Source organism: Cronbergia sp. UHCC 0137 (genome assembly GCF_034932285.1).
Classification (GTDB): domain Bacteria; phylum Cyanobacteriota; class Cyanobacteriia; order Cyanobacteriales; family Nostocaceae; genus Cronbergia.
The window spans coordinates 73,617-96,264 of record NZ_JAYGHC010000004.1 but is presented as its reverse complement, the minus strand read 5'-3'; the positions used below and the strand labels follow the sequence as shown (position 1 = coordinate 96,264).

Genomic DNA, 22,648 nt, shown 5'->3' with positions numbered 1-22,648 from the left:
TGAGTGCTTGCATAGCTAACGCGATCGGCAGTTTGAATTTTTCCCTTAAACCAAGAGCTACTCGAATCTACAGCACAGAGGGAATTTCATCGTCAATCTTCCTAAATCTTGAATTATTCTAAAGCTTTAATTGTTACTCAGTATGGTGATATTCTTAGTATTTATGGTGTTTGTAAACTACATGGCTATATTTACACGACCCTTGAGGAAATTTCCTGACGATTTGACATTTTTTTCTCAGGATGATTTCAGGAGGCAGGAGGCAGGAGGCAGGAGGCAGGGGGCAGGGGGCAGGGGGCAGGGGAAGCAGAAGGAAACCCACCTTTAAAAGAGTGGAATTGTGATAATGGCGTTTTATACGTCGTTCCCAGCAATCTCGATATAATTATTCATTCAAACTGGGTTTTAAACCCAGAACTAAAGTTTTAATTAATACTCTTAACCTTTTGGCTTTCTTTGTAAAAATTAGATTCAGGAGTCACGAGGAGAAAAAAGGGGCAAAATCCTGAAATTAATTGCAAAATTTATATTTTTCATCCTTTAATCGTGATCAAGTTCCATGTCACAAGACAATCAGCCGGAATCCAGAAATAAACAAACAACTCATCCTTACAAAAAAACCTACCAGAGAAAGCGATCGCTGTGGAAGGTACCGTTAATTCAATTTTTGAGGGGAGCGATCGCTGTTTTACAATCAGTAGTTGTTAATCTGGAAACAGAACAGCCTTCTAGGACTGAGGAAAATCCCAGACGCTGGGGTGGATTTTTGAGAAATGTCCGCTTGTTTTTACCCTCTAATCTGTCTAACAACTTGTCAGATACAGTTTTAACAGTAATTTTGACGGTAATGACTGTGGGGATAGTTTGGACTGCTTCAACGTTGTTTAGTGGTAAATCTGTAGAAGTAGCAACAGTTCCTAGAGTTGAGGAAGTTCCAGCACCGACACCAACAATAAGTACACCACCTCAACCCACACCTGAACCAACACCTGAACCAACACCGGAAGCAACATCTGAACCCACACCGGAAGCAACATCTGAACCCACACCTGAACCCACACCTGAATCCACACCTGAACCCACACCTGAACCCACACCGGAAGCCGTTGTAGAGTTAAAACCAGAACAGGCTTTGATTGTGGCGATTGAAAAACAAATTGGGGAAATTAGCAATAATTTACAACAGAGCGATCGCTATCCTGAAAATCTGATAAAATCCATTCAAACTAATTTCCGTACCAGCGATTTAACTATTAAAATTAGTGATGATTGGTATAACATAACCCCATCCCAACAGAATTTACTCGCATCGGAGATATTACAACGTTCTCAAGAACTAAATTTTACCCATTTAGAACTAATTGATGCTCAAAATCGTCTCATTGCGCGTAATTCAGTGATTGGTAATCAGATGATTATCTTTAAACGTCAAGAGTCGATTAATACTCAGCTAAAAAATTAGTAGAATTTCAAGGTATGATTTTAATCACTATTTTCCCCCATACCGTGAGGTTTTATGAGTCCGTTTAGAGTTGGAGTAGCTGGACCAGTAGGTTCTGGAAAGACTGCATTAGTCGATGCTTTATGTAAAGCATTACGTGAAAAGTATCAATTAGCAGTAGTAACCAACGATATTTATACTCAGGAAGATGCTCAGTTTTTGGTACGTTCTCAGGCTTTAGAGAGCGATCGCATTTTGGGTGTAGAAACCGGAGGCTGTCCCCACACAGCTATCCGCGAAGATGCTTCCATGAACTTAGCAGCAATTGAACAACTAGAAGAAAAATTTACAGATTTAAATTTAGTTTTTTTAGAAAGTGGTGGTGACAACTTAGCCGCTACCTTTAGTCCCGAATTAGTCGATTTAACAATATATGTAATTGATGTTGCTGCTGGTGACAAAATTCCCCGCAAAGGAGGACCAGGTATCACCAAATCTGATTTATTGGTAATTAATAAAACTGACCTTGCGCCCTACGTCGGTGCTGACTTGGGTGTAATGGAACGAGACGCTAAAAAAATGCGTAGTGATAAACCATTTATTTTCACCAATCTTAAAACTAAAACCGGATTATCTGAAATCATTGATTTTGTAATTATACATCTAGGAGGTAACAGGGAGAAATAATTCATTTCTTCTCACCTGTCATCTACTTAACTCATGACACATCACATTCTCAAAGCTAATAAAAATACCGTACATCTGGGTGGTTTTTCCCCTAACTTAAAACCTGCACTCACAGTTAACTCTGGAGACACAATTGATGTAGAAACTTACACTGGTTATTACATTCACGACAAAGCCCCAGAGGAATTTCTCACACCAGAATTTCTAGATATTTGTCTAAACTTACCACCAGAACGCAAAATCGCTAATGGACCCCATTTACTCACCGGACCCATTTACGTCCAAAATGCAGAACCGGGGGATGTTTTAGAAATAAAATTAGAAGCCATTTCACCTCGTTTACCAATTGGTTTCAACGCCATTCGTAGCGGTTGGGGAGCATTACCCCAACAATTTACTCAACCCGCTTTGAGATTTATTCCCCTAGATTTAAAAAATAACTATGCTGAATTTCCTCTAGGTTCTAATATTAAAATTCCCCTCAAACCCTTCTTTGGTATTTTAGGTGTTGCTACCCCAGAAAACTCCCGCAATTCAATTCCCCCTGGTGCTTATGGTGGGAACATTGATAACCGCCAATTACAAGCAGGTTCTCGGTTATTTTTACCCATATTTCTAGAAGGTGCATTATTTTCCCTTGGTGATGGACATTCAGCACAAGGAGATGGTGAAGTCAATGTTACGGCTATTGAAACATCTATGAATGGTAGAATTAAACTCAAAGTTCGCAAAGATTTAAACCTCACAACACCAATAGCCGAAACCGCTACAGACTTCATTACAATGGGTTTTGCTCAGACTTTAGATACAGCTTTAGAACTGGCTTTAAAAAATATGATTGATTTTCTAGAATGCTTCATCAAATTACCTCCAGAAGATGCCTATGTTTTATGTAGTTTAGCCGTAAATTTTCATATTACTCAAGTGGTTAATAGTCCACAAAAAGGAGTACATGGAATGTTACCTAAGTCAATTTTTTCCAATAAAAACATTGTTGACTTTTTATAGCCTTTCCTAGTCTAATGAAGTACAAAATTATCTGCGTTTATCTGCGTTTATCTGCGTCCATCTGCGTTTAATTATTACTGCTTGTACCTCACTTGAATGAGAATCGCTATATAAAAACTGCAAAAACTAACTAATGACCGATATTAGACAATCTAATTATTGACTAGCCAAATAAATTTTTGGCAGAAAAATTAACTCTTTTAGGACAATATTCAGAACAATTAATCGCCTCCTCAGTCATCACAATATCAGGTTTTACAGCACATTTAAGATAATGGTTATTGGAGAAAAACTTACAATTTTTACACGGTACTTTGTGCAAACCATTGATTGAAAAAACCATCTTTTCATCTAAATTAGCACGTATTTTTTGCAAAATCAACAAAATAATAGCCCAAATAAAGACAAAACCGAGGGGAGTTAAAGACACTGCTAAATCAGGGATACTGAGATTATCTTGTTGTGCTGTTGTTTGTTTAATTTCGCTTTGTTCTGTTTCTATTTTGTTTTGAAATATCTTCTCACTATACATATTATTTACCTTCACCATATCTCTTAGTGTTTTTGAGTAAGTTCTGTTTATCTTAAATAAACTCAAGGAAAAAATAAGCTATAATGACCTCGCATTCAAACTCTTCCTGCTACAATATTAATTATTTTCCTTTTCATGCACACCCTAATATTTTGGGGACAGGATTACGGAGAGACAATTTGGCAGTTATTTTCAAAAAAATGATATGCCAATTACACCAGGAGTCAGGAGTCAGGAGTCAGGAGTAAAACTGGCTTGCTGTCTAGGTTTTATTTTTGATTCTGTACCTCATTAATCTGCAATCTGCTGTAAATGTACTAAATACCTACAAAATTTTCCACCGGGAAATTTCTATAAGTTTATTTGGTCAAATTGAGCGGTTTTTAAGATTCTAATTATAGGTGTAACAAAACAAAAGTTAAGCTATCTCTGTCGATAGTTTTGGTTGTTAATTTGTCAATGTCTATCTAAAGCAATAATTTTTTTTAGGACTTAATGGTATGTCTTTAGCAACATACCTCTGTTAATGCGTAATTAAAATTTTTTAGAAATAAATTTAAAAATAATCTAGGATTTACGCACTATACAAAATGCAGATGATATGCAATACTTATCGGTTAAGAATTTTCGTAGGTTGGGTTAAGCGACACCGCAACCCAACAAAAGCCCGTAAACGTTGGGTTTCCTAACGTCAACCCAACCTACCTGATTTAATGTTTTTAGCTTCAGGCTTTGGGAATCGTATATTAGTGCGGTGCGTCAGATAGAGAAAATAGTGTTAAAGATAGCTGTAGGTTGAATAAAACAATAGTGTAGTTCGTTAATTTTTTAACTCAGGGGCAAGCCATAGAAAATTATGTTACTAATGCCCCATTACCGAAATTATCCAGGAGTTTTTACTTGTCTGGCCATATCTAGATAAATATCCATATTTGCACCAGGACGACGACGACCGTTAGAAGTAGTCACTGAAGGAGAAAGATATTTGGGTGCAAATGTAGCCTCTGTTTTTGGGCTTACTTTAGCTGGTTCAGGTTTGGTTACGTTCGCGGGATTTGCTGCTGCAACGGGTTCAGCAACTTTTGTAATTGTGGTTGGTGTTGGTGTCTTTTCAGTACCATCTTCCTTCAGTTCTAGGTAGTAGGAATTATCTTTCTTCCCAAACAGTCCAGTGATGAAACCAAAAATACCACCAATTAAGTTTTTGATAAACCCAAACATGAAAATTCTCCTGACTTTAATATTTTGCAATATGACTGTAATTGTTAATCATTACAGCAAAACGTTACATTTTGTTGCGTTACTTGGTTGGAAGGATAGATTTTACACCCCTCATTTATAGTGGTAACACCATAAAAAACCAGTGCTTTCTTCTAAACAGAGGCAATTGATGGACACTAATGAATAAATTATTAAATTTTTATGTAACAAGTAGCAAGATTATGAGACATTGCTTAATAAAAATTAACATAAAAGTATTCAGGGTTGCCAATGTTGAGTTAAAAATTCCTTGGCTTCTGCTTGATCTTTAATTACGCCATCGAGTGTAGCAGTTTGTAAATGATCGAGGATTTCCCGATATTGGGGTCCAGGTTTGTAACCTAGTTGCTTTAAATCCTTACCATCTAACAGGGGTTGCACATTTGCCCAAACGGTGTAATATTGCCAAATTCGCCGCCTAATTGCTCTAGGGCTAGACAAAGCGATTAAAATTAAGGTTGGTAAATTGTATTTTTGCAATAAATGGACAATTTGACTGGGACGCTGGCAAGTGGGTAATGATGCTATCACCTCAGCTAGGTTGGTGGCTAAATTTTGTAATCTGGTGATGCTATCTTCAGCCAATTGTAGATTTTTGGCTACTTTGGCGCGATGTTGGGGTTTTAGGTCAGCAATTAAAACTTCTAGGCGTATTTCCCAGGGAATTAAGGTTTGTTGAAGATCAAATTTCCTTAACCAGCGTTCTACTAAACGTAATTGACGCAAAAGCTGTGAATCTAACTTCAAGGTAGGATGGATACATTGTAACGCCTCCAGATGATCGAGTAACTCTAAGGCATTTTGCCAGTAAGGGGCTGTGAGGATATATTTTAATTCTGTTTTCAGGCGAGTTTGGAGGGCGGGAGTTTTGGTATTTTCTTGGCTAGTGCGATCGTAAACACCGCTATTAATGGCATAACGGATATAGTTTTCGGTTTGCTTTTCAATTTCTAAGCCAAAACGCACTGCAAAACGTACACCACGATAGATGCGGGTAGGGTCTTCAATAAAACTATTAGGATGTAAAACCCTCAGTTGCTTGGCTTGTAAATCTAGTAAACCGCCGAAAAAGTCTAGTAATTCACCAGCACGGGGTGATGTTAGTCTTAACGCCATGGCATTAATCGCAAAATCACGGCGATATAAATCTTGACGAATGGAACTGGCTTCAACTTCTGGGTTGGCGGCCGGATAAGGATAAAATTCTGTTCTAGCGGTGGCAATATCTACCCATAATGAGTCTAGTTCTGGGTCTTTATGCCATAGTAAAGCCGCCGTTTGAAAAGCACCATGAACTTCTAATCGGGACTGGGGATAAAGTTGTTGGAGTGCTTTTGCCAGTTGTACCCCTGCACCAACATCTGCGGCGTTGTGAAAACCATCAACTACTAAGTCAATATCTGTAATCATTAAAGTGCCTGGGGCTGATTCTGTTAAGAGTAAATCCCGCACTGCACCACCAACTAAATAAAGATGCCAACCTCGTTTTTCTGCTTCCTGGGCGGCGGTGGCGAGTAATTGCCATAATTGAGGAGTGAGACGATTTTGTAACTCATTGACGTTAATTTTAACTTTTGAGTTGTGAGGTTTAAATTTTTGCTCCTCATCTGCTTGATGTAGTTCTCTCAATACATCTGTGCGGGTGACAATGCCTACTAATTGACCATTTTCCAATACAGGCAAGCGCCCAATATCATAAGTCACCATCAAGGATTCAATTTGTGGCAACGTGGTATCTGGGGTGATGGTTTTTAAATTGGTGGTCATGTAACCTTTAACTGGTGCATGACTGAAACCGTGATGTAGGGCGATATCTAAATCTCGTCGGGAAATAATGCCTACTAATTGTCCTTGGGTATCGACGACGGATAAACCAGAATTTCCGTAGCGTAACAATATATTCTGGGCTTGGGCAATGGTGGCTTCTGGGCGAATGCTACGGACTGGGGAGGACATCAAATCTCTGGCGGTGGGGGGATGGGGTATTTGCGCTTTTAAGCCTTCTAGGAGTTGTTGGAGGATGGGCTGTGATGTAGCTGTGCGGAGATTTAGTGATGCGGCTTGGGAATGACCACCACCACCGAAAATTTGAAATAATAGGTTAAGATTTGTCTGGGGAATTTGCGATCGCCCTATGACTGTTAACCGCAAATCGCCTTCACCCAAGGGACACTCATGGGCTAATAGTACGGCATCACTTTCAGTTAAATCAATGATTTCTGAGGCTAAACTGGATAAACCAGGCACAAATCCTTCAGTTCTCAGAGTAATCCAAGCGATGGTATATCCCCGTAGACAAAGATATTGTAAATTTTCGAGAGATTCCGTTAATAATTGTTGTAATTCGGCAGATAAACCAGGATCACGGTAAGTAGAAATGACTGCCAAACTCGCGCCCTGCTGCATTAACCAAGCCAAAGCTAAGGCATCTCTAGGTGTAGATTGATCATAAGTTAAAGAACCTGTATCAACATGAATGCCCAAAGCCATCACCGTCGATTGGGCTGGTGTGAGGGAGATTTGGCGTTTTTGCAACTCTTCCACCATTAAAGTTGTCGTAGCGCCCACCGAGTCCACATATAATTGGGTTGCGGGAATATCTCCTGCATGGCCGAGATGGTGGTCATAAACGACGATTTGTTGAACATTAGGCAGTCCGAACCATTCAGCAGTTTTACCTAAGCGATCGCGCTGTTGGGTATCTACTACAAACAGTGATCTAATTTCCTCTGGATTGACAGAACGCCTTTCAATTAAAGGATATTCATCCCGATACAATGCCAAAAAATCTCGTACTGGCGGATGCGCCCCCCCAGATAATACAATCTTAGTCCCTGGACGGAGACAAGTTAACCCCACCGCCGCCCCTAAAGCATCAAAATCAGCAGTTGTGTGACAAAGAACTAAATCCATATCTTAAATTCCCCATTGTTCAAGCTGTTTCATTTTTGGGAAACAACCCACCCTTCTATAGTGAACCAATTTTTCCCAGTCCAGAAATTAGAAAACCGGACCAGGGGGAAAAGAACATTCTCAGGCACCTTTTTTTAAACATATACATTTAGGGATGAGAAAGTCTTAAAATATGAAAATATAAAATCATCAGCAGATACCCTGTGACTGCATAGGGGTCACTGAGACACTCACTCTGTTATCAATACAACGGCAGTGGGAAAAACAACAATTTAGATATCTTGGGAAAAGTAAAAATGACCATAGTATTCCAAATCGCTTTAATATCGCTAGTTCTGATGTCTTTCGTTCTAGTTATCGGCGTTCCTGTTGCCTATGCTACTCCCCAAAATTGGGTGGAATCTAAAAAGCTGCTTTGGGTTGGTTCGGGAGTCTGGACTGTTTTAGTCCTGTTAGTCGGGTTGTTAAACTTTTTTGTGGTGTAAGAGACAACCTACACCAGCAACTAGCAGATAACATAAAAAATAGAGGGGCAGAAAGGCTCAGGTAAAAGTAATGGACAGAAGAAGAGAGATTTTTTCCTTTTTCCACCACTTTTACTAAAATTGCTTTCCTGCTCTTCTATATTAAATGTAGAAAAGTATGTTAGGAAAGCAGTTATAGTTCATTTAAGAGGCAGTCATGGCAGTTTTTGAGGGAAATTTTACTCAAACAGACCCTTTAAGGTTTGCAATAGTAATTGGTCGGTTCAATGACTTAGTTACCGTCAAACTTGTAGAAGGGTGTCAAGATTGTCTAAAACGTCATGGTATTAATCCTGATCCCCAAGGCAATCAAGTCGATTATGTTTGGGTACCAGGTAGCTTTGAAGTTCCCACCGTAGCCCGCCAGTTGGCACTTTCTCATCGTTATGATGCTATAATCTGTCTAGGAGCAGTCATTAAGGGACAAACACCCCATTTTGACTATGTATCTGCTGAAGTAGCTAAGGGTATAGCAGCCGCCAGTTTTCAAACAGGTGTACCAGTGATTTTTGGTATTTTGACGACAGATACCATGCAGCAAGCGTTAGAACGAGCAGGAATTAAAAGTAATCATGGCTGGGATTATGCCATGAATGCCATAGAAATGGCCAGTTTAATGCGTCAATTACGCTCTAATCTGGCAGAACCTTTTGCTTTGAGTTCTCAATCCTTGCCCCAGGTGGTTGGGGATATGGCATAGAGAATGGGAAAAATGGGAAAAATGGGAAAAATTAATTAGCCTGTTGTCTCAATCACGAACGGAAAACAGGACTGTCAGGGTTTGAGATCCCCTGTGGACTGTCACAATTGGGTAAGTCCTCATAAAAAATTAAAAGTTAGGGGTTGACAAACCAGGATAAATCTGACAAGATAATATTTATGTGAGAGTTGCGGGTATAGCTCAGTGGTAGAGCGTCACCTTGCCAAGGTGAATGTCGCGCGTTCGAATCGCGTTACCCGCTTTCTAAATAAATATTAAATTAGGGTTGTTGGATAATGGAAAAATTATTCCACTGACAAATTAATTTTATGCCATTTAAGGTTTAGTAAGCAGGGTGTATTTTGCTAAGATGTACCAGAATATCCCTGCCAAAAGTGTAGGTAAGTGGGGAAGATTTGCGAAAAAATACCCTCAAGTTATTAAGATCGCTTGTGGAATCTCAAAAACCTGAAAGAATAGATTTAGACAAGCAGTATGACTGTCCTTGCCGTCGCCGGGGACAATTGATCCCGATTACCTTGACAGAAGCATTTGGTTGCGATCGCTGCCAACAAATTTTTGTGCTAGAAGATAATGGTTATGTGTTGGAGCAACTTTCCACAAGTTATCCTTACAAACGCAGTTGGCGCTGGATGGGTAATAGTTGGCATATGATCCAACCTCGATGGGGAAAAAGTTATTTACCCATAGCGTTAAGCATTATTTTCGTGCTAGTGATTATATGGCTACCATTAGCCTTACGATGGGCAAATAGTTCTAGCATTATTGCTTGGGCAATGGTAGCAGTAGTATTAGCCATTCTGCCAGGTTTCATGCTCTGGCTGACTTATAGACGTTAACTCAATGACAAAAAAGGGAACAGGGAACACCCCGGATTTATCCGTGGAATCAAGCCAAAATTCAAAATCCACAATCCAAAATCCAAAATCGGATGACTGTTGAAGTTTTTGATGATTACCCCGAACCAATAAAAAGCGCCAAACGCGCTTATCAGGCTTCCCTGAAGTTGGGAATTACTAAAGGGGCAGACCGGAGTCGGGCTGTACTGGCCATGGCACAGGCCTTAGAAAGGGGTTATGATGACATCCTGGAAGCCAATACCTTAGATTTAGAAGCAAGTCGGGAAATGGCAGTTCCAGAATTGATTTTAGATTGGTTGAAGCTAACCCCCTCTAGGTTAGAGAATACAGTGGAAATTCTCCGACGCTTGGCGGAATTATCAGATCCGTTGCGTCGGGTGAGAAATGCTGATTATCAGCAGGAAGACTCCCAAAGTTATTCTCAATTAATGTCTTTGGGGGTGATAGGATTTATTTATGAGGCGTTTCCAGATTTGGGAGCGATCGCTGCTGGTTTTTGCATGAAAACTGGCAATAGTATTATTCTCAAAGGTAGTACGGAAGCTAGTCATTCTAATGCAGCGATCGCGGAAGTTCTGCAAACCGCCATTACTGAAGTTGGTTTACCAGCAGGTTGTATAGAATTAGTGACAGCCGAACATGGTGCATCTATCAGAGATATAGTAACTCAGGATCAGTATGTAAATTTAATTATTCCCTACGGACGTGCTAGTTTGATTCAACAGGTGGTGCGACAGGCAACTTGTCCGGTGTTAAAGTCAGCGATGGGTAATTGTTATCTTTATTGGTCGCTGAATGGTAGTTTGGAGATGATTCGCTGGATGATTCTTGATAGTCACGAGAGTGAACCTGATCCGGTGAATGCGATCGAGAAAGTCTTAATTCATCGTCAAGCCTTACCTTCTTCTTTGTCTGTGTTGTGGAACAGTCTCAAAGATAAAGGTTTTGAACTCAAAGCCGATGCAGAATTGGTAGAAGCCTTTCCCCAGTTGCAGTTAGCCAAAGATGGAGAATGGGGAACGCCTTATTTAACAAAGACCGTGGCTTTTAAATTGGTAGATAGTTTAGAGAGTGCGATCGCTTGGATTAATCAACATAGTAGCGGTCATGCTGATTGTATTGTCACAGATTCCTATCAAGAAAGTCGTCAATTTGCGTTAGGGGTTAACAGTGCATCCACTTATATAAATGCTTCCCCTCGTTTTTCTCGCAATCCTTCACGGGGAGATGCGGTATTTTGGGGAATGTCTAATCAAAAAGGTCACAGAAGGGGATTTATTAGTTTAGAAACTCTGACTACAGTTAAGCATATTGTGTTGGGCAATGGTCGATTTTGATGTTTTAGGACTATGGTTACGCTACGCAAGCGATCGCAAGATTGAATAATACTGCTATAATATGTATCATAAAATTAAGCCACTTTATAGTAGATTTATGGAACTAAAAAAAATTTGGCAGATACTTCTAGGGCTTTCTGTCACTCCTATTATAACACTAGCCTTGGATCAACCAAGCTACGCTGGTAGAAAATATAACTGCGACACCACTGGTCAATATCCCATCACCTATGTGAAAGGGAATCGTAGCCGTATACCCATGCTGGTTTGGCGAAGTAAATATTTTCGTATTGATAAAGCACAACGCTGTCAAATTATCACCAACAGATTACAGCGATACGACGACAATCAAATGCTCCCTTACCTCACATCTAGAAAAAATGTGAACAATTATCCTGTCATTTGTATTGTTGAGAGAAAAGGCGCTAATTGTTTAAAAGAAGATGTTCTGATCACCCTTAAACCAGGTACAGATGTTGGAAAAGTGTTAAGCCAACTACAATATTTTCGCCGGGGTGCTACTGCAAGACCTATTTCTTTATAGCGATTTAAACGCAAAGATTCAACTGTTACTCGTCCACAACCTGTTTTACCAATAACCTGAGTAAAATCATCACTCCAACCAAAATGCTCGCTCCAAACTTGCTGTCTGGGATTATACAATGCTATTTTTTCCCCTGTTTCTGGATCAATGCCCTCTGTTTTAGTATGTTTATGACCATTGCAGCCAAAGCAACTCCAAGCGAGATTTTCTAAAACTGTCTCACCACCTGCTTTTCGAGGTTTTATATGTTCAACGGTAAAGCTCTCTGTGGCAAATTTTTCGGAACAACGACAATACTCGCAATAACCACGACTACGAGCAGCAACAATACGCCTAATTGATTCTGAAACTCGCTCTGACATCAGGTTAAATTAATATCTGTAGGTAAAAACTCATCAATCAGAACTTTCAAATCAACTTGACGAAGTTGAGCTAACTGAATCAATGCTTCTGCGCGTTCAGCGTCTTGTTGTTCAATGCGGTTAATATATTTAAGTAGTTCTTGATACTCTGTTTCTGTAATTTCTTCATTCTCATTTTGCTGACGCAAATAAGATAATCTATGTTGTTCTTCAGGAGATAAACGACGTTGAATAATTTGCAATAAAGCAGTTTCGCTATTTGGCGTTTTTGACGTTTCTGATAGCTGTAAAAACTCGTGAGAAAGGGATTCTAAAAATTCCACTGCTTTAATTAACGACTCTCCTGGTAATTGTTCTAGCAGTGTCATTGCTCTTTGGCGAATTTCTGTAGGTGCAGTCATTAGCAATCTGACCTCATGTACATATACCTGAAATTGTAACTTAATATTGTCAGAATCAGGCTGATTCTGACAATTCAATTATTAATCCACCTCATTAATAACTTTTCTCACTGCAACCAATTCTCTAAGTTCTACTAAAGAAGTTCATAACTTGCGTTTTTACATCCATATATACCCTTTAAACAAAAGCTCAAATTGTGACCTTGAGAAGTATCAAACCCTCAACTCTTGTTAAATCACTATCATTAGAAACAACCGTTAAACCTTTAATCATTGCAGTTGCAGCAATTAAAACATCTTCACTTTGAATCGGTAAACCCTTTAGTCTTAAATTCGCATGAATTTCCGCAGCTTTTTCTAAAATTGCCAAATCATCTAAGAAAAGAATGGAATACTTTTGGCAAAGTTGATTAAATCTTTCTCTTTTTTTGGGAGCATCAACCGCCAAAAACCCTCTCCTAACTTCAAAATAGGTAATGCAACTAATATAAATATCTACCTCCTCAAATTTCATTACTTCTAGCTTTTGCTTGATGTAAAAATCGTTTTTAATAGCCAAAGAAACAATGTTAGTATCTAATAAAAAACTCATGAAATTACCTATTTTCGTTTAATTGCTGCATCAAAAATTGCCATTTGTTCAGGCGTGAAATCTTCTCCAATTTTAGATAATACTTCTGTTGCCATGACAAAACTACAATTTTCTTTTAACTTTTCATCAGACATATTATTAAATCTTTCAGATGTTAAATTATCTTGAACAATTTTGACCAAATGTTTGACTATTTCTGAATAATCAAGATCCTCTTTAAATAAAGGATCTTCTGCCATTAAAATAGATACGACTTGCTCAATTCTTTTAATAATTAATTCTTGTTTAATATCAGTTGATAGCATAATTATTACCTCTAATCTCCACTATTTTAATAGTATATCATATAATTGTCAGAAATGGCTACCGCCTCCCGTAAGGGATACAGGATGTCCAGGATTAAAGGATTTACAGGATGATAATTAAGTTTATAATTGGTAGGTTGGGTAGAGGAACGAAACCCAACCATAGAATCTATATAAAATGTAAAAATATTGGATTTTCTTAACCCAATCAATTAACTACTAGAAGAAATAATCGTGAATAAAGAATATTTAATTAATTTCCTTAGAGAAAACTTAACTATTATCAACAGTTATGGTGTAACTTCTTTAGGAACGCAAGTTTAATAACCTGCAATTCTGATTTAACCTGGAATGGTGCGTTACGCTGTCGCTAACACACCCTACTTTTGCACTTTATTTAATTCATATTCCTTAAAAATTTTGCAGCAATTAATTACCATTTTTAATTTCAAAAGACTCAATCATTTTTTCTACCATAGGCCAGAACTGCTGATATTCTTTTTCTGGGGCTTTATAAATAATATAATAGGCTTTTTTGAAATATAGAGTACCCCTTTCTAATATCTTCAATGTACATCCATTTTCTTGACGATTCCAGACGATTTGATAACCTTGAGATTTGTTTAATGTGACTTCTTGATTCGTTTTTGGTAGACTATTTAAGTTATCACTGATAATGGTTTTTACAACTTCTTTTTGATGATCTTCTAAAGATATGGCTTTACCTAAATCATCAATATTAACGCTAAGTTGTAACTGACAATCGGCTTTTGGGAATTGATTGTTACGGGGTAATATTTTAACTTTTTCTTGTTCTGCTGGTGGTATGGGTTGGGTTCTCCATTTGTCAGAATATTTGATGATAAAACCCATGTTCGGTTCTGGGTGAGTATATGTTTGATTTAATTCTTCTTCTGGGACACGACAACAAACATAAATTACAAGACGATAAATACCAAATCCAGCAATAAAACCAGAAAAGGATATTCCGCTAATAATTAAGACTGGTAAAATTGCCTTTATTCGTTGCAAATTTGTAGCTTCTCCTTGTGGAGATGGAGCTACCGCAATTGTTTCTTTGCTAGGGATAATTGAGATTTCATAAAATTCTGGTAATGTTAATACTGTATTGATTAAATTGGCAACTATTTCTTGAGGATTGTTTATAGGTTCAAAAAGAATGATGGAATTAACAGGAAGATCGTTTTGATAATTAGGTATTCTGGTTGTGGGATGTGGGGGAGCTATTTTTTGTAAGGCTTCTAAGGCTTGGGTTCCGGTGTTATAGCGTTTTTCCCATTTGGGATGTACCATTATATCTATAACATCAGCTAATTTTTTGAGGTCATCGGTTATTTCTCCGGCATATTCTCGCCAAATAATTGTATCTGTATCATCTGTTGTGATATATTTTTGTTTTTTGAAATTAGGATGTATTCCTGTTAAGGCTTCAATCCCAATCATGCCTACAGCATAGATATCTGTGGTAAATGTAGGAAAACCAGATTTTTGTTCTATGGGAGTGTAGGCTTCAGTGTGAGCAAAAGTGCTTGATTTTCTGATTTTGGCTTCTGTCATATCTTTAACTGAACCAAAATCAACTAAAAACAGTTTACCGTCTCTTTTGCGTCTGACGATATTTTCTGGTTTGATGTCGCGGTGGATTAATCCTTGACGATGGACAAAGGCTAATACTTCTAAAATATCATGTAACATTTGCCAGACTTCGTTACTGCTCATTCTGACGCTAGGAATTAATTCACGTCGCAAGTCTGAACCTTCTATATATTCCTGAACCAGATAAAATTCTTGTTTGACTATTAATGGAAACTTTTGGCTATCAATAATATATTCTTTTAATTTGGGAATTTGGGGATGATTTAATTTTTCTAGATGTTTTGCTTCTTTCTCGAATAGTTTTTTATTTTTGGCAAATTCATGTCTATTTCATCTTTTGCCATTTCGGTTTGGTTTAAGGCGTTTGATTACCCATTTTTGATGATGATCTATGTCTATTGTTGCCTATACTGAAGTCATTCGCGTCAATCCTAAAGATGCCGATGCTTACATCTACCGGGGATTTGCTCGTTATGAATTAGGAGATAAACAAAGTGCGATCGCTGATTACAACCAAGCTCTCAAAATTAATCCTAACTATACCGATGCCTACCACAACCGGGGAAATGTCCGTTCTGAATTAGGAGATAAAGAAAGTGCGATCGCTGATTACACCCAAGCTCTCAAAATTAATCCTAACTTTGCCGAAGCCTACAACGGACGTGGTGCTACCCGTTATGAATTAGGAGATAAAGAAAGTGCGATCGCTGATTACACCCAAGCTATAAAAATTAATCCTAACTATGCCAATGCCTACTACAATCGGGGACTTACCCGTTATGATTTAGGAGATAGACAAGGTGCAATAAATGATTTTCAGCAAGCAGCAAAATTATATCAACAACAGGGCAAAAATGAAGATTATCAAGATGCTTTGAATAGAATTAGAGAATTACAAGAATAATATTTTGTCTGAATCAGGATGTCCAGGATTAAAGGATTAACAGGATGTTTGATTGTAATTGAATGATGGGATTTTGATAATTTTCTATCCCACATTCCGCACTTCAATTTGCAGTATAATTAAACTACATTATTAAACTACATTGATAGTCAATCAAAACTTATGGTTTGAATAATTAAGTATCAATGACAAACAAAATTATGAACGCAAAAAGTTAAGCTTTATATGGGGGTTTAAAAGCTATTTCAACAACGATATTTAATTTAAGGTATGCAAGCATTTATCAAAAAGATCATCAATAAAATCCTAAAAATAGAGAGAGAAACTAAGATAATAAATAATATTTTTGACAAGCAATAGGTAGGAATTGCAAGATATGACAATGCGATTTTGTTAAGTTAAGAACTCGTTGAAATCCTTACCCTTATTACTAAACGGGTTTATATTTAGGGGTTGCTGAAAAAGTCTTTTCGTTAGGGCTAGGAGTCAGGAGTCAGGAGTCAGAAGGAAGAATTAGAAGAAGAGAAGATAGTCTTGAATCTGGTCAAGTGATAGATTTTTGGTAGTTTTAACCCTTATTCCTTGCACCTGATTCACCCTTTTAACCTTCAAGTTCTTGATATATCTCAGTTTTAGGTTTATTAAGCAAGCCCTATTTAATAAACAACTTATTTAACCTCGGTTTACAAATTAATCAAAAATTTGGACTTGCTCTTATGGAAAACACACCAAGTCACGATAAAATTTTCAAGCACCACAGCCCACTTCATTCATGATGCAAACTGACTGGAAGACCGTCAAAACCTACGAAGATATTCTGTATCAAAAAACCGATGGTATTGCCAAAATTACCATTAACCGTCCCCATAAACGTAATGCTTTCCGTCCTAAAACAGTAGTTGAACTCTACGAGGCTTTTTGGGATGCTCGTGAGGATACCACTATTGGGGTAGTTCTATTTACGGGTATGGGTCCCCATACAGATGGTAAATACGCTTTCTGTTCTGGAGGAGATCAAAGTGTCAGGGGACAAGCTGGTTATGTTGATGATGCTGGTATTCCCCGTTTAAACGTGTTAGATTTGCAACGGCTAATCCGCTCTATGCCCAAGGTAGTAATAGCTTTAGTGGCTGGATATGCTATTGGTGGGGGTCATGTTCTGCATTTGATTTGTGACTTAACCATTGCCGCAGATAACGCCATTTTTGGACAAACAGGCCCGAAAGTTGGCAGTTTTGACGGCGGATTTGGAGCTAGTTATTTAGCCCGCATTGTTGGACAAAAAAAAGCGCGAGAAATTTGGTTTCTGTGTCGTCAATATGATGCTCAACAAGCTTTAGATATGGGTTTGGTTAACTGCGTTGTCCCCGTTGAACAACTAGAGACTGAGGGTATAAAATGGGCGCAAGAAATTTTAGAAAAAAGTCCGATCGCTATTCGTTGTCTAAAAGCAGCATTTAACGCTGATTGTGATGGACAAGCTGGTTTACAAGAACTTGCTGGTAACGCTACTCTGCTCTATTACATGACAGAGGAAGGTGCAGAGGGAAAACAGGCATTTTTAGAAAAACGTCCGCCTAATTTCCGGGAATTTCCTTGGTTGCCTTAGAAAATGCAAAAATCGCACCTGTGAGGTAGGTGCGATCTTTAAAGATGACAAAGTTTGTAGAATCAAAAAATTTTAAAGTCAAATCTTATATTCAGCAGAAAACAAATTGATTAAAGTATGAGAGTCTAAATTAGTACCGTCTGAGCGTTTTCCTCTGGAGAGGAGCAGATAGGTGTTTCTGGGGTGGGTGTGTAGCTACATGATCCGGCTGGTAGGGTAACAGTATCTAAATCAGATTTGATTGTATGAGTTGTATGTAAAACAGGTGTCGCTACAGGTAAACTCCAAGCATCTTCCAATGTTTCCCAAGAAGGGGCAAAGGCTGGAAGTACCAAAGGGCAAGCTTTCCATGTTGCTTGTACTGGCGCTCCCAACTTACTGCACGTTCCACCACGACGGCCTTCTGGTTGGTAATGACGGCAATATTTACAGGCAGATGCTAAAGGTTTAATTGGTTTCATTTGGGTTCATCTTTAAGTGCTATTTATCGGTGGTTATCACACTTAGTATTTTCCTTCAATTCCAAACAGCAATAAGAGGCAATCAGCCATTATTTTATATAGGTTCTAGCGATCCCCAGTCTAAAATAAACTTTATGATGTCTTTAGATTCTTGTTATATATGTAAATGATTACTGTAGTGAACGCACGCCAATCTTGGCTAAAAAGCATTGGGGATCAAAGTTAAGACTTTAACTTTAGATTTATACCACTTTTCAAAGAAGTCCTTTATATACCCTCAAGTCCTGTTCAGGTGGTTAATTCTTCTAATTCTAAAAATAGGGGTTGAATATAATAGCAGATAATTTACGGATAAACGAAGGAACTAGATCACTATGATCAATGATTTATGGACTGCTTGGAACAACAAAGAGAACAGACATTCCATCGCTGGAGTTCTCCTGGTGGGGTGGGACATTGACAGACGGGACAAAGGGGTAAAGAGTGCGATCGCTCTTGCATTGCTTTAGCCCAACTCGCAAAGGCCTCCGAAGCATTCTCTCCCCTACGAAAGCCAAAATTGATCTCTTGACCTACATAACTAGGATGACTCTGTGGTGAAACAATTGGTTCCTGTTTTCTAGCAAGGGGTACAGTTTTCCACTCAGCCGTAGAAAATCGAATATCTACCAAGGGGGTAGCCAGCTTTTGATTTAATTTTAAAAGTAGGGTTTGACGGCTAAAAGTTAAATTTTGCGCCCAAGCCGCGCTAGAAGTAGCCACCGATAAAACATCGCGCTGAATGGACAAAGGACGAGTGTTACCAGCAACTACAGTTCCAACCACTTCTGCCCAACACCTAACCAAGATTTGAAAAGGCTGCTCTTGCCATTTGGCCTTTTGTTCCAAAGAATTTAAAATATCATGAACTGATTTGAACATTGAGTTGAAAATAATGTAAGTTGTAATCTGGGATATTTATAGAAACAAAGTATACTAAAAATCCATTCAGCAATCTACGTTGTAGGCAGCGTGTATATGAGTCAAAATTCACCGATCAATTCCCGTCATCAATCCTCTAAAATACCTGGCTTGAAGCCTCAACTGGTGGTCGCATTAGCTAGTTTAGAAGTGCAGTTAGATCAAGAGTTGACCCGATATCGACGCACACTCCACGAGTCAAAGAAACCCAAATCAGTCAGTACAGAGAGTCATGTTAATCAAGTTTCCAAGTCCCATACCATTACTACCAGTTTCGTTCAAACTCCGTCCCCAACTGAATTAAATTATCTTCAGTTTTCTTCTGCATCACCATCCAGTAGTAGTATAGTACCAACAAAGATTCAGACTCCTGAGAGCGAAGATATTCTGCCATCTGATAATACTTCTGAAGCACCAGATGATTATTTAGAATCTAGTGAAGCTTTGCGTCGGAGTTTGCAGGAAGAAGAAACACAAACCAAAAAGTTAAGTAATTCTAGCGATAGTCTACTTTCTCCCTTGGGTATTGGTTCTATGCTGCTGCTATTGGTGGCAAGTATGACTTTGGGTTATATTGTCTTTAATCCTAAAAGCTTGCCACAGTTGAGTTTGGCTCAGTTTTTTAACTCTAATTCGTCTCCCACCGTTGAGAGCGATCGCCAACTTACAGCAGTACCAGTAATTACTCCCATACCTAAATATCCTAATTTGGCTGCCCGTGAGTTCCCAAAAGTGAGAGAACCTAATGATATTGTGGGGTTAAAACCCAAGGTACAACGAACCCCGATTGTTTTACCTAATCCCATTCCGGCTCAACCGATAATTCCCACCCCACCCCCCTTAGCTTCTGTCCTCAGTGTTAATCCAGAACCCTCACCACAACCCACTCAAACACCAACCCAAAAACCAAACCAAAAACCAGAAATAACTCGGCCAATAGATGAAAATACTGAAATTAAACCTTCAGCAGATGGATATTATTATATAGTGACTGATAATCAAGGTAATGATAGTTTAGCTGCCTCTCGAAAAGTGGTTCGTGATGCTTATCTGTCACCCAGCAAAAAGTATATTTATTTGGGCGCTTTAAAGACTAAAACTGATGCCCTACGACGAGTCCAGCAGCTACAAGCCCAGGGAATTAAAGCTAAGATTCAAACGCCATAGGATCATGATGGGTGATGGGTGATGGGTGATTGGTAATTGGTGATTGGTAATTGGTAATGGGATAATCTTCAAATCCGTGTAATCTGTGTAATCCATTAAATCCGTGATCGTGATTGGTAATATAAGATTTATTCCTCCCCTGCCTCCTGCTGACAGGTGTTTGGTGTTTTCACACGGTTTAAAATTGTGTTTGAGAGTGTCAACTCACACCTAAATTAAAAACCTACACTTGTCAGAGAGGATTGGATTATTTTTGAATTTTATTTACTAGGGCGCTGATTGATGAGGGTGATGGCTTTGTTGGGCTACGCATTTTCCTAGTTTGCTCGATAATTTGCTCTATGTCTTCTTGGGAAAGACGCTGGATGTAGTTGATTTTAATTTCTTCTAAAAAGTCAATGATTAGACTTTGGATTTCTGTGAGTACGTGTTTTTTCTTGATTCCTTCTGCTAATTCCGTGCTAAATTTATCTACTAGCTGTTTGGAAAGTTTAGCAGATACGGGATCTTTAACTGCATTTAAGACTGCACTATATAAGTTGGTGGTGATTTGGTTGGATAGTTGCTCACTTAGTTGGCTTTGTGTTTTTTCTACGCCTGGGAGGATGAGGAGTTGGCGATAAACTGGTATTTGCTGAAAGGCTGTTTCGATGTTGTGCTGTAAAATGGCATTGATTTCTGGTTGGATTTTGGGTAAAACTTGATTGATTATGGTTTGGATAAAAAGGGTAGCGATCGCTTCTACTTCATTAACGTTATTGATATCTATGTAAGGTCGGGTATTTTCTGGTTGTAATAGCCAACGGGTAATCTCACCCCTTTGAATTGAACCCTGAATCTGGTTAATTACCCGCACCACGACAATTTCTGTGATTTCTTCGGCAAAGTTGGCAACAATTCCTTGATGAATTTGCTTTCTCACCACGTAGAGATTAATTAGCTGTGCTTGATCAAGGCGCACCAGTACAGGTACAACTCGCAACCATCTCCACAAGGGTAACAGCAAAAATAGGTCATACCAACGCCATAAAATCGTTTCTAACCAGCTTAAATAAGGATGTTGACGTTTGATATAAATACTACGCCCCAGCAGTTCTAGGGCAAATATGACTATAAATGGTAAGTCAATGATCCAGAAATTATCGACAAGTTCCCCGTTTTCTCCGATTTTTCGGTAATAATTGGTGGCAATCCAGGGGGCAATTTGCTGGTTAAAAAATCTAATTTCCTGATTCCAACCACGTTCAGATAAATAACTCTGACTCCAAAAGGTGTTAAAGGCGCTTTTTGCGGATTCTTCACCAATGCGGAAACGCATCCGGTTTTTGATTTTTTCCAGTGTTCCACTTTTTCCTGCACCTGTGAAGGGGTTGCTGTCAATCATCTCGTTGCTGAGACGACGCAGTTCTTCAAATTTGATTTGGGTTTCGGGAGATTTTAATCCTGTTTCAGTTACCTGTGTTTCTAATGCTGCTACTGTTTCTAGATATTTTTTTGTATCTCGATGGGGTTCTATCCCTTTAATTGGGTCATAAATTTTGGTAATTTGGGGCAGTCGTTTTAAGTAAAAATCCCGCCAAGGCACGTAACTTAAATCTATGAGTACCAAAACTAAATTAAGGGTGGCTATGATTGCCATCAGCCTTTCAAACCACAGGTTACGCAGTTTGGGGAGTTTAAATTTTTGCATTAGCTTTAAACATTTGGTATAAATTTATTTTGGTGATTTTCTGTTTCTGGATTGTTAAATTCATAAAAATTAATAAAGAATCAATAAAGATGTTGTTAAAGAAACTTAAAATGCACCTGAGAACCTCTGTATATTTTTGATTTAATTCAAGGGAGTGTTAACAATGTGGTGTGATTTTAGAAAATCGGGTGCGACTGTTGCTTTGGCCTGCTTGGTTACAGCTAACGTAGTGGTTTTAGATACGGCATTTGCCAACCGTCAACGTAATTATCGGTCAGAAGAGTTCCGTGCTGTATTGAGGGGATTGGGTTATAACGTCCAAGTTAATGATAGTTCCTTGACTGCTGATGATACCAAAAAGGCGATCGCTGAATTTCAAAAAGGTTATAAATTGATTGTTGATGGTAGAGCAGGTGCAAAAACCCAAAATTTGGCCGCTACTATCATTCAAGTTCTGCAAGGCAATTTGAATGTTGTATTGAAGCCGGTTCCGCCCCTTCCCCGCAACCAATTTTATGGTTCTCGCACAGAGGAGTTAGTAAAAGAGTATCAGAAAAAATATCAATTGAAGCAAACTGGTATCGCTGATTTAGCACTTCGTCAGAAGTTAGATGCAGAAGCCAAAAAAATTGTCTTTGGTGATTCTAAAACTAAATCAACTCCAACCCCAACCCCAACCCCAACTCCGACTCCAACCCCAACCCCAACCCCAACCCCAACCCCAACCCCAACTCCGACTCCGACTCCGACTCC

21 protein-coding genes, 1 tRNA gene and 2 pseudogenes are annotated in these 22,648 nt (G+C 38.6%); 13 read left to right on the top strand and 11 right to left on the bottom strand.

All coding sequences use genetic code 11. From position 1 onward, the window contains the following. Positions 1–559: 559 nt before the first annotated feature. Genes VB711_RS02850 through VB711_RS02840 form a run of 3 tightly spaced genes read left to right on the top strand, consistent with a single transcriptional unit; the run spans position 560 to position 3,136 of the window. Positions 560–1,462: a hypothetical protein gene (locus VB711_RS02850; RefSeq protein WP_323284176.1), complete on the top strand. Its 903-nt coding sequence runs from the start codon at positions 560–562 to the stop codon at positions 1,460–1,462. Between the two features lie 54 nt (positions 1,463–1,516). Next, positions 1,517–2,128, top strand: coding sequence for an urease accessory protein UreG (gene ureG / locus VB711_RS02845; protein WP_323284175.1), 612 nt, complete (start codon positions 1,517–1,519; stop codon positions 2,126–2,128). Between the two features lie 33 nt (positions 2,129–2,161). Beyond that, positions 2,162–3,136, top strand: a complete 975-nt coding sequence (locus VB711_RS02840) for an acetamidase/formamidase family protein (RefSeq protein WP_323284174.1) — start codon at positions 2,162–2,164, stop codon at positions 3,134–3,136. Between the two features lie 163 nt (positions 3,137–3,299). Here the strand turns inward: VB711_RS02840 and VB711_RS02835 are convergent, their stop codons facing one another. From VB711_RS02835 to VB711_RS02825, 3 genes are all read right to left on the bottom strand, one after another. Further along, complete coding sequence (locus VB711_RS02835) at positions 3,300–3,668, bottom strand: hypothetical protein (protein ID WP_323284262.1); 369 nt, start codon at positions 3,666–3,668, stop codon at positions 3,300–3,302. 882 nt (positions 3,669–4,550) lie between these two features. Then, entirely contained in the window at positions 4,551–4,889 is a 339-nt protein-coding gene (locus VB711_RS02830; RefSeq protein ID WP_323284173.1) for a hypothetical protein, read from the bottom strand. Between the two features lie 258 nt (positions 4,890–5,147). After that, positions 5,148–7,841: a CBS domain-containing protein gene (locus tag VB711_RS02825; RefSeq protein ID WP_323284171.1), complete on the bottom strand. Its 2,694-nt coding sequence runs from the start codon at positions 7,839–7,841 to the stop codon at positions 5,148–5,150. Between the two features lie 296 nt (positions 7,842–8,137). Here VB711_RS02825 and psbZ point away from each other — a divergent pair, with 296 nt between their 5' ends. From psbZ to VB711_RS26435, 6 genes and pseudogenes are all read left to right on the top strand, one after another. Further along, the gene (psbZ, locus tag VB711_RS02820; RefSeq protein WP_323284170.1) at positions 8,138–8,326 is read left to right on the top strand and encodes a photosystem II reaction center protein PsbZ; all 189 of its coding nucleotides are present in this window, start codon (positions 8,138–8,140) and stop codon (positions 8,324–8,326) included. A gap of 196 nt (positions 8,327–8,522) precedes the next feature. Next, complete coding sequence (gene ribH, locus VB711_RS02815; RefSeq protein ID WP_323284169.1) at positions 8,523–9,065, top strand: 6,7-dimethyl-8-ribityllumazine synthase; 543 nt, start codon at positions 8,523–8,525, stop codon at positions 9,063–9,065. A 190-nt stretch (positions 9,066–9,255) separates the two neighbouring features. Continuing rightward, positions 9,256–9,327, top strand: a tRNA-Gly gene (locus VB711_RS02810). Positions 9,328–9,517: 190 nt separating this feature from the next. Beyond that, positions 9,518–9,925, top strand: coding sequence for a hypothetical protein (locus VB711_RS02805; RefSeq protein ID WP_323284168.1), 408 nt, complete (start codon positions 9,518–9,520; stop codon positions 9,923–9,925). Positions 9,926–10,017: 92 nt separating this feature from the next. Continuing rightward, the gene (locus VB711_RS02800) at positions 10,018–11,283 is read left to right on the top strand and encodes a glutamate-5-semialdehyde dehydrogenase (RefSeq protein ID WP_323284167.1); all 1,266 of its coding nucleotides are present in this window, start codon (positions 10,018–10,020) and stop codon (positions 11,281–11,283) included. Positions 11,284–11,344: 61 nt separating this feature from the next. Next, a pseudogene (locus VB711_RS26435) lies at positions 11,345–11,758 on the top strand (COP23 domain-containing protein); the annotation flags it as partial. On the opposite strand, the gene VB711_RS02795 reads toward VB711_RS26435, so the two are convergent. The 5 genes and pseudogenes from VB711_RS02795 to VB711_RS02775 all read right to left on the bottom strand — a co-directional run. Further along, the gene (locus VB711_RS02795; protein WP_323284166.1) at positions 11,674–12,189 is read right to left on the bottom strand and encodes an HNH endonuclease signature motif containing protein; all 516 of its coding nucleotides are present in this window, start codon (positions 12,187–12,189) and stop codon (positions 11,674–11,676) included. The pseudogene VB711_RS26435 and the gene VB711_RS02795 overlap by 85 nt on opposite strands. After that, positions 12,189–12,590 carry a hypothetical protein gene (locus tag VB711_RS02790; protein ID WP_323284165.1) on the bottom strand — a complete coding sequence of 134 codons (402 nt, stop codon included), beginning with the start codon at positions 12,588–12,590 and terminating at the stop codon, positions 12,189–12,191. Before VB711_RS02790 ends, VB711_RS02795 begins: the two co-directional genes overlap by 1 nt. A gap of 190 nt (positions 12,591–12,780) precedes the next feature. Next, positions 12,781–13,182, bottom strand: a complete 402-nt coding sequence (locus VB711_RS02785; protein WP_323284164.1) for a PIN domain-containing protein — start codon at positions 13,180–13,182, stop codon at positions 12,781–12,783. An 8-nt stretch (positions 13,183–13,190) separates the two neighbouring features. Then, positions 13,191–13,487: a hypothetical protein gene (locus VB711_RS02780; RefSeq protein ID WP_323284163.1), complete on the bottom strand. Its 297-nt coding sequence runs from the start codon at positions 13,485–13,487 to the stop codon at positions 13,191–13,193. A gap of 429 nt (positions 13,488–13,916) precedes the next feature. Next, positions 13,917–15,404 (bottom strand): annotated as a pseudogene (locus VB711_RS02775) (protein kinase domain-containing protein); the annotation flags it as partial. 91 nt (positions 15,405–15,495) lie between these two features. Between VB711_RS02775 and VB711_RS02770 the strand changes: the two are divergent. Then, a complete protein-coding gene (locus VB711_RS02770; RefSeq protein ID WP_323284162.1) occupies positions 15,496–16,008 on the top strand; it encodes a tetratricopeptide repeat protein in 513 nt (170 codons plus the stop codon). 775 nt (positions 16,009–16,783) lie between these two features. Continuing rightward, entirely contained in the window at positions 16,784–17,617 is an 834-nt protein-coding gene (menB, locus tag VB711_RS02765) for a 1,4-dihydroxy-2-naphthoyl-CoA synthase (RefSeq protein WP_323284261.1), read from the top strand. Between the two features lie 125 nt (positions 17,618–17,742). On the opposite strand, the gene VB711_RS02760 is transcribed toward menB, so the two are convergent. Then, positions 17,743–18,078, bottom strand: a complete 336-nt coding sequence (locus tag VB711_RS02760) for a hypothetical protein (RefSeq protein ID WP_323284161.1) — start codon at positions 18,076–18,078, stop codon at positions 17,743–17,745. Between the two features lie 378 nt (positions 18,079–18,456). After that, positions 18,457–18,999 carry a DUF721 domain-containing protein gene (locus VB711_RS02755; RefSeq protein WP_323284160.1) on the bottom strand — a complete coding sequence of 181 codons (543 nt, stop codon included), beginning with the start codon at positions 18,997–18,999 and terminating at the stop codon, positions 18,457–18,459. 96 nt (positions 19,000–19,095) lie between these two features. Between VB711_RS02755 and VB711_RS02750 the strand changes: the two genes are divergently transcribed. Continuing rightward, positions 19,096–20,205 carry a hypothetical protein gene (locus VB711_RS02750; RefSeq protein ID WP_323284159.1) on the top strand — a complete coding sequence of 370 codons (1,110 nt, stop codon included), beginning with the start codon at positions 19,096–19,098 and terminating at the stop codon, positions 20,203–20,205. A 247-nt stretch (positions 20,206–20,452) separates the two neighbouring features. Here VB711_RS02750 and VB711_RS02745 read toward each other — a convergent pair whose 3' ends face one another. Further along, complete coding sequence (locus tag VB711_RS02745; protein WP_323284157.1) at positions 20,453–21,895, bottom strand: hypothetical protein; 1,443 nt, start codon at positions 21,893–21,895, stop codon at positions 20,453–20,455. A 163-nt stretch (positions 21,896–22,058) separates the two neighbouring features. Between VB711_RS02745 and VB711_RS02740 the strand changes: the two genes are divergently transcribed. Next, positions 22,059–22,648: peptidoglycan-binding protein (locus tag VB711_RS02740; RefSeq protein WP_323284156.1), on the top strand; the 590-nt coding region annotated here is incomplete at its 3' end.